The sequence below is a fragment of the Paludibacter sp. 221 genome (genome assembly GCF_010501035.1).
Lineage (GTDB): Bacteria > Bacteroidota > Bacteroidia > Bacteroidales > Paludibacteraceae > QVMH01.
Genome location: NZ_QVMH01000068.1, coordinates 1 through 8,971 on the forward strand (window position 1 = coordinate 1; position 8,971 = coordinate 8,971).

Annotated in this window: 7 protein-coding genes; 2 read left to right on the plus strand and 5 right to left on the minus strand. The window is 38.9% G+C overall.

What is annotated here, in order from left to right; all coding sequences use genetic code 11:
- Positions 1–228: 228 nt before the first annotated feature.
- The 4 genes from D0T49_RS12185 to D0T49_RS12200 form a co-directional block, all read right to left on the minus strand.
- A complete protein-coding gene (locus D0T49_RS12185) occupies positions 229–1,599 on the minus strand; it encodes an MATE family efflux transporter (RefSeq protein ID WP_163631984.1) in 1,371 nt (456 codons plus the stop codon).
- Between the two features lie 126 nt (positions 1,600–1,725).
- Entirely contained in the window at positions 1,726–4,239 is a 2,514-nt protein-coding gene (locus tag D0T49_RS12190; RefSeq protein WP_163631987.1) for a glycoside hydrolase family 9 protein, read from the minus strand.
- A 527-nt stretch (positions 4,240–4,766) separates the two neighbouring features.
- Entirely contained in the window at positions 4,767–5,222 is a 456-nt protein-coding gene (smpB, locus tag D0T49_RS12195; RefSeq protein ID WP_163631990.1) for an SsrA-binding protein SmpB, read from the minus strand.
- Positions 5,223–5,234: 12 nt separating this feature from the next.
- Positions 5,235–5,804 carry a hypothetical protein gene (locus D0T49_RS12200; RefSeq protein ID WP_163631993.1) on the minus strand — a complete coding sequence of 190 codons (570 nt, stop codon included), beginning with the start codon at positions 5,802–5,804 and terminating at the stop codon, positions 5,235–5,237.
- Between the two features lie 331 nt (positions 5,805–6,135).
- Here D0T49_RS12200 and D0T49_RS12205 point away from each other — a divergent pair, with 331 nt between their 5' ends.
- Positions 6,136–6,738, plus strand: a complete 603-nt coding sequence (locus tag D0T49_RS12205) for a bifunctional nuclease family protein (RefSeq protein WP_163631996.1) — start codon at positions 6,136–6,138, stop codon at positions 6,736–6,738.
- A gap of 190 nt (positions 6,739–6,928) precedes the next feature.
- A complete protein-coding gene (locus tag D0T49_RS12210) occupies positions 6,929–7,249 on the plus strand; it encodes a hypothetical protein (RefSeq protein WP_163631999.1) in 321 nt (106 codons plus the stop codon).
- 79 nt (positions 7,250–7,328) lie between these two features.
- Here D0T49_RS12210 and D0T49_RS12215 read toward each other — a convergent pair whose 3' ends face one another.
- Positions 7,329–8,702 carry an MFS transporter gene (locus tag D0T49_RS12215; protein ID WP_163632001.1) on the minus strand — a complete coding sequence of 458 codons (1,374 nt, stop codon included), beginning with the start codon at positions 8,700–8,702 and terminating at the stop codon, positions 7,329–7,331.
- Positions 8,703–8,971: the final 269 nt, after the last annotated feature.

An 8,971-nucleotide genomic window follows, 5' to 3' on the forward strand; every position in this document is an offset into this window, starting at 1 on the left:
TCTCTCTCTCTCTCTAACATAATAATGCTATTTACAAACATTTTAACGTTTGCAAAAGCATTTTTTTGAAGTGTTATTTGCTGAGAAAAAGTCATATTGTATTAAAAAAGATAAAAGACAAGACTTATAGCTTGTAGCTAATAACTTGTAGCTAACTAAATCATTCTTCTTTTTTGCTCGAAGAATGTAGATGCAAATGTAAAGGCTTTGGTTTTTTGCAGCAAATATTTAACGGTATACGTTATTGTAAAAATTCTTTTTAAACTTTTTCATAAAAATCAGCATGGTAAGGCCCGAAGTAAATGTAGCCAGCACATCCGACAATGGCTGAGCAGCCCAAGTTCCATTCAGTTCGAATATAGACGGTAAAATCAATAACGCAGGAATCAAAAATATAAACTGACGGGTAAGGCTTAAAAAAATAGAAACCTTAGCCTTACCTATGGATTGAAAAAAGTTAGATACTACTATCTGGAAACCAATAATAGGAAAAGCAACCACCGTTATTCTAAGCGCATTGGCTGCAATACCAACCAATTCGGAATCAGTAGAAAACAGCTTAACCATAAGCTCAGGGACAAACATCCCCAGCAGAAATCCGATAGTAGAAACAACCGTTGCCACCACAATGGCAATGCGAAGTACGCCAAACATACGGTCGTACAATTTTGCACCATAGTTATAACCTACAATAGGCTGAATACCTTGATTCAATCCAACAATAATCATAACAATAAGGGTGGTAATACTATTCACAATACCATACGCACCTATTGCAAGGTCGCCACCATACTTGATTAGCTGTATGTTTATCAACACAACTACAAAACTCAACGCTACCTGCATACTGAAAGGAGACAAGCCTATGCTTATTATAGACTTGATAATATCTTTCCGCAAACGAAAATATTTCCGGCGAAAACGGATATTAGTATCAGGTTTAATAAAATGAGACAACACCCAGCACGCACCCACCAAATAAGATATATTAGTAGCATGCGCCGCACCTTCTATCCCCATATCAAGCACAAAGATAAAAATAGGGTCTAACACCACATTTACCAACGCACATATAATCATTGTAAGCATGGCCTTACGAGGATAGCCCGACGCACGCATGATATTATTAAACCCATAGCTTAGGGCTGACAGGATTGCACCGGGAATGATAATACGCATATAATCTTCGGCATATTTCACAGTATTGTCAGTACCCCCGAAAAGCCGTAGTATATCGCCCATGAAAATATATGAAAGAACAATAGCAAACCCCGATACAAGAAAAGTAAGGATAAAAGCATTGGCTAAAATCCGCTCTGCCTTTTCCTTGTCTTTCTCGCCCAAGGTAATCGAAATTCGGGCTGCTGCACCCGCACCCACCAACATGCCAAAGGCAGTAAGGATATTCATAAACGGAAACGTAAGCGCCAAGCCCGATATAGCCATAGCTCCTACCCCCTGTCCGATAAAAATACGGTCCACTATATTGTATAGCGACATCACTACAGTACCGACAATAGCAGGCAACGAATACTCCCAAATGAGCTTTCCGAGCTTCTGCGAAGCCAGTTTATTTGATATAACGGCAGAGTCCGACATGAATGAGGTGATAAGATTGTAGAGGAAAATCCCCCTCTTGGAATTTACAAAAGTACGATTAAATTCGGTAGAAATTCAATTAAAAACGACTGCCGTTATGTTTATTTTTCTAAAAACACAACGAGCCTAAAATACATCAGTTGCCTTATAGAGGTCAACAAACTTATATCCCTTACTTTCTAAATCGGTTAACAGGTCATCAAGCAAATCGTAAAATTTATCAGTACGCCTGTCGTCCGCTCCCAAGCTAAAAAGCATGACATATCCGTTCAGCCCGCTTTGTTGTTCTATCTGCATCACCTTACCATATATCTCCTGACTGGAATAGTACTGGTTACGCATTTCGGGGATAGTGTAATCGGCATTGGTGTATGTACCCGGAGTAAAACTTACTAACTGTAAACCAAGCTCTTTGCACCACCGGCTTATATCTGCATTGTACCATTGGTATGGAGGTAAGAAAAACGGAGCATCTTCTTTCTTTATACCGAATTTCTTCATCGCTTTAAAATTATTCTGGAGGTCGGCAGCAAATTCTTCTTTCGTTACCAATAGCTCATTACGGTTTTCCCACGAACAGTATTGAATGTTTTTATCCGAATGGGCGCCCAAGTAATGCCCTGCACCTTTCAGGCTTTTAATCATTTTACCGTTTTTAGCTTTACGGTAAAAATCGCCTGTAAAAAAGAATGCTGCTTTTATTTTCCTGTCTTTCAATACTTTTTCGATGGTTTTGTACCCATCGGCAAAATCGTGAGCATAAAACACAAGACTGATTTCTTTCTTTTCGGGATTTGTACGCGTGATTCCACCATACAAATAAGAGTTTTTATCCCGTGTTTTAGATTCTACCCCTTCAATTTGTTTACCTGCCAGTAAATAGGCTAAAGCAGATGTCCGGTCGATGGCAGGCGCATTCGTAACATGGTCTTCAATATCATCATGATAAACAACATCATTCACATGATAGCGTTCAAACCTCTCAGGCTCCAGCAAAGTAGTTTCCTGCAAATGTTCGAAAACGCTACGGCCGACAGGCCCTCCTACTACCCCACCCTTAGGCTGAACACCTTTTTTGTACAACAATGAAGAGTGCGCATGACTGACAGAATTATTATTTTGAGGTAATCCTACTACCATGCTTATCCCCCACGGATTACGCCCCAATACCCAATCAACAAGAGCATTCTCCATTCCTATGTATGTACTGTCGTTTGTCAATTCTCTGTACAACCGGCACTGGGTAGCCAATGCAATAACCATATTGTTTGAGGATTGAACAAAAGGAACGTCTACCATAAAAGGGCTTTCCTTTGCCCTCAGAAAACCTCTCTCAAGCCCCACTCTCAGATTCTCGGTAAACTCTTTTTTGTATCGGGGATTCTCAAGCCGCGCAAGCATATAATGCCCCGTATTATGAAAAGGGTACCATTGATAATGGCGCAAAGTGTCTGAAAACACCCAGGGGCTTACAGGTTCCATCCGGCCATAATTAGCCGCATCGTCGGCGTACTCATAATCGAACGACAAGCGGAAAAGATGAATTGCTGCCAACTCCATATCATCAGTCCAGTTAGCCTCCTCCATATAATACAAAGAATGTCCCGGAACACTTTGAGTAACTCCCGGAAACTCTTTGCCATACTGATAAGCCTCAAATGCTTTTTTCTCCAAAAGCTCACTATATTCAGGATAATAATCGGCAAAAAACGCAGAACCAAGAGCAAATGCCGACGCATATTTACCGGCTAAAGAAGCAACCCCTGTCGATTGGTTTTTTTGTTTGAAAAGCCCTTGCGGCTTCCCTGTTGCCCGATGAATTGGGCGTTCTTTACCTGCTCCCCAGCCATAGTCGGTATTATCCTCGTAAGGCAGTTTAAAGCCGGAATAATCGCGGGCGTCGCCCACCTGATGATACAACGTATTTTTTTCAGGATACATTTTCAGCATCCAGTCCAGCCCCCATTTAGCCTCGTCCAGGATATCGGGTATGCCATTGGCACCCGGTTTTCCCTCCGCATCAAATTCATCAGCAAAAGCCGTAGGATGTTTCTGATAAGCAAACAACAATTGATATACCGAAACTGCAGTAGTTGAAGCATACTTGATATTGCCCGACTCATGATGCCATCCACCCGTTACATCTATTTTAGGCTCACTTTTCAAAGTTCGTTTTGTGTTTTCTACTTCCGGTTCTACAAATCCGTCTCTTAAGTGGCATGGCTTTTCCAAAGAAGAATTGTGACCGCAACGTTGCTGGCGAAGGTAATTGAGTAAGAAGTCAGCAGTTCCCAGATATACATTCTTGTTGATATAGATAACAGGAGAATAAACATCGCCGGCCTTAATATAAAAAGCTCCAGTATGATTAAAATTTGAAAAATCAAGCACATAAGTACTTTTAAAATAACCATACTTACCCGTATTCTTTACGGTTTCAGATTCGGCTAACTTCTCGCCTGTAAGAGCATCCAATATATCAAATCCTTTCACATTCAGTACCGACTCACTTATCAACACAGCTTCTTTCCTACCCTCGGGCAAATAGCCCACCTGATTAATACGTATCCACGAATCAACAGCCAACACACACACGAAAGGAAGTAAAAATAAAATTCCTAAAACGAGCTTTTTTCTCATATATAGTGATTTAGTAGTGCAAATTTAAGAAATTTACCTTACAATCGGAAAATAGTTAATACAATGGCATAAATTAAACTTTCGGACTATAAAAATAGCAGGTATTTTATAAAATATGATGACAATGAAACCTTATTTGTAGAAATAAACCTTAGTAACTTCAATGCCTCGTAAAGCTAAACCTTATTAACCTGAGAGGTTGTTTAAATTTTACTCGCAAGATAAATTTTGGGAAATTTTTTGGGAAATTTTGACTTCTTTTTACGAATTTTAGCGGGCTAAATGCGTAAAATGAGAGGTGAAATTTAGCTACGCTCAACTTCGTGTCACAAAAAAGGACATAATTTATTGCGAAAAAGATAAATTCAAAACTATAATAGCTTATTTGTGGAAATTTTAAACAACTTCTAAGATAAATCTAAGTGAGCAAGCCCGGCAGCATGTAATCTCCTCGCTGGTAAAACTACAACTGTTTCTTTGTGATAAATTTAAATATGCCCTTCTTTATAAACCCATATACTTCTACCCTACTTCTTCATCGCCCTGTCCATCGAGCGTTTATCCTCTTTCTCTTTAAGGCTTTGGCGTTTATCATAGGTCTTTTTACCACGTGCCAACGCTATCTGTAACTTGGCAATCCCTTTGTCATTTATATACAATCGTACAGGTACGATGGTCAGCCCACTCTCCTTTGTAGCACGCTGCAACTTCGACAATTCTTTTTTATGAAGCAACAGTTTCCGGTCGCGATGCACCTCATGGTTGTTGTATGTGCCAAACGAGTAAGCAGCTATATGCATATTCCTTATCCAAAGCTCATTGTTAATAAAGGTACAATAAGTATCGGACAGTCCGGCTTTGCCCTCGCGTATCGACTTTATCTCAGTACCATAAAGCTGGACACCAGACTCGTAGCGTTCGATAAGTTCATAATCGAAGGTAGACCGTTTATTTTTAATTAATATATTTGATTTATGATGCATTTTCCTGTTTTTTTAAGCATTGGGCAACATCCAATGAATAAGCCGGTTAATTATCACCGGAATAAATATCACTGCTATGCTGAAAACTAATACAACACTTCCCCTATCCTCTTCCTTAAGCATCCATACAGCACGGCAACTTTCCCAAATAACATAAGCAACGAATATGCTTAATATTCTAAGAAAAAAGAGGCTTGGAACTATCGTTGTAATAATCTCGATAAGAATAATAATTGTATAAGAATAGGCTATTACCGTTTCGCAATCGTTTCGCGATGCCAAATCGGGCTTACTCTTTTTCAGATAGGCAAAACTAACGAACACCGACGCAAAATACCCCCCGAAAAGAGTTATCGCTGTTATGATAGCACTAACAAGGCCCCCCTCCAAAGGTCGCTGCGAAGCATAAAGAGCCGGAAAAACAAAAGATAATATTATCGCAAAAATAATCCACGGATAAACGTATTCTTTACGGACACGACCGGCAGGAGCTTTTTCGCTCGCAATCTCATCCCATGTGAAATTGCCGGCAGTAATAATTCCCCACGCACGTTTAAACATATTTTTCAATATCGCTTTCATATATTATAGGCAATCTAAAAAAACAACCTACAAAGGTAAATATTATTTATCATTCGGTAAAAACAAAATAAGCCTACCGATTGTTGAAAGTACAAAAGGATTCTGATTCACAAAAAAAAAGACTTTAATAAATAATATAGAAATGCTATCTGTTACAAGAAATAAATATTATTTCCCTAAAGATTACCTGAATATGTTTGTTGAAATATTCAGGCGAAAAACAACTCTTAAAGATAAAATATCTGTATATTTGTCGGGAAATTTTAAACAAAAAAATATACTTTTACAACACATTTTATCACCTGTAAACTTTTTATATTCAGCTAAGAAAATGGAGCAGGAAGTCAAATTGGAAATTGTAGGTTTGGTTTACAATCAGTCTGTTGTTAATACGTATGGCTTGGTAATGCGTGAAGCCGACGGCATCAGACGCTTTTCGGTAATGATAGGTGAACCCGAAGCACAGTCCATTGCTTTGAAAATGAATAACAAAGTACTGGCTCGGCCATTAACACACGATTTGATAAAAAACGTTTTATTAACCTTGCATGCCGAACTAAAAAAAGTACTGATATACGATCTGGTTAACGAGATTTTTTATTCCGAACTATATCTTGAAACAGCCGAAGGCAAGAAATTCGTAATAGATGCACGCACGTCCGATGCCGTTGCGCTGGCTGTTCGCATAGAATGTCCTATTTATATAAAGAGAGAGATATTAGACATAGTAGGTGCTGAGGTTGAATCGGAGGAATTTGAAAGAAAAACCTCATACACTTTAGCTGAACTGGAAAAAGCATCAGCAGAAGAAATGCGGCTTCTTTCGGCCGAAGAATTGGACGAATTTCTTACACAAGCCGTAAACGAAGAAAAATACGAACTGGCCGTAACGCTTCGCAATGTATTGGAACAAAAGAAAAGCAAAGACCAGTAATGAGTTAGTTACGAGTAATCAGTTACGAGTTACAAGTATAACAACAATATAATTGCGATATGCGAACTAACTGAACTTGTACGGCAACGTATTTAAACAACTAATAATTAAACATTGATAATTACAACTATATCTTTTTATTCAATTAAAAAAAATCTAACCGATTAAAAAAAAACAAAAAAATTATCTTATGAAAAAAGAAGAAGATTTATTAGTTTACGACGACGACGAAGCTGTAAACTATATCCTCAATTTTTTACCGAAAGAAATGCGCAAGCGTATAAACCAAGATGAAATTGAATATATGCTGGATGTCATTTACGACTTTTACGACGAAAAAGGTTATATAGAAGAAGACTCGGCCGAAGAAGCCAGTATCGACGAAGAAGAAATGTTTAAATATATTGTAAAAGCCACCAAGAAAGACGATGTCGACATCAGCGAGGACGAAATCGAGCTTATCTTACAGGGCGAGTACGAATACGGTAAATCTATCGGCGTGTACGATTAATCGAAACAAAATCATATTAAAAAAGGTTGAATTGCCATTTGCGATTCAACCTTTTTTAATATCCTGCAACAAGCCGGACTTATTCCGCTGCAATTTTCTTTTTATCCAAATTCTTGGTTACTTTTCCGTAAATCAACAATGCTATGGCCGACACCAGCCCGATACCTACAAAAACAAACCAGATGTAATGAGCATGCGATGTGGCTTCGGCATACTCCACTGGAGTAGAATACAACTTAGGGTCGGGACAATACTTTTCGAGAAGGAAACCCGACAAACCAAATGCAAATAAATAAGAGAAAAACGAATGCAGATGGCTGAAACCAAGATAAAGCCCCTCCTCGCCTTTAGGTGCTTGTAACGAAAAATATTCCAAGAAACGCGGAGAAATAAAACACTCGGCTATCGCCTGCATAGCAATACCAATAATCATCATGAAAGCGATAGGATGCAAACCTAATATATAATCAGTACCTATCATATTACCAAGCGACATAACAAGAGCCGACACGGGAATAATCAGCATACCGATAATCATAGAGGTAAGTGCCGTACGCTTTTTCATAAAAGAAGTAACAAAGTTGACCGCCACAAATACCACCAACGGGTTAACATTGGCATACCAACCCGGCGACGCTTCCTCGCCAATCATACGGATAACGTATTTAGGCATCGTAGCATACATTTGGCTTTGAATCATCCAAAATCCGCTTATAATCAGTATCAGGATAATGAGGCGGGCATTTGTACATACCTTAATCAGCGCACGCCCCAGCTCCCTGAAAGTTTTACCCTGTCCTTCAGTTTTTGCCGACTTATAGAAGAAAAATACAGCTATCAGGGCAATGAAAGTCATGGCTGCCGAGAAAAAATTGAGATAAACCAGCCCCTGGTCGCCCATGCCCTTACGGAGCGGGTCGACTACGGTTTTCCCGATGAACGCACCGATGTTAACCATCATATAAAAGATAGAATATCCACGAGCACGGTTTTCCGAAGTAGTTTCGCGCGCTACAGTACCCGAAATAACCGACTTTATAAAAGCACCGCCAATTACTATCAAAATCATTATTGGCAATATAGACCAGCGGAGCGAACTCGATTGTAAGCCTGTGAATATTGTTTCTGCGGTTTTATCGCCATAGGTAACTAAACCTGAACTCTCAAGCAAGGTAGGAAAAAGCCCCAGACTACCGTAACCAATGGTCAACAAAGTAAAAGCTATAATAATAGAAGTGCGGAAACCTATTTTGTCGGCAAAAGCACCAACGAATGTAGGCAACAGATACAACCCTGCCGAAAAACAACCGGATATAATACCCGCCTGAATATCGGTGAATCCCCAAACGTTGGATAAATAAAGAGTGATTACAATAAATACAGCATAAAATGCCAGGCGCTCCAACAATTCAACCGAGTTGGCCACCCAAAATGCTTTAGAAAATTTTGTCATGGATATTAGTCTTTTTTTGAATTAGGTGGCAAAAATATATAAAAAAAGTGTGAATTACAATCTGTTTTTACACAAAAAGATAACATAATGGCAATTTTTGCCGGAGAAAAACACAAATTTACTATCAACTGATAACTTGCAACTTGTTAGAGTAACCGCATCCAAATTACATTCTAATCACCAAATTTATCAGATACTGCTCTTTCGTTTCTCGCTCTCAAAGTCCCTCTCAAAAACTTTTTTTCCTTTTTCCCTCTCCGTTTGGAGAG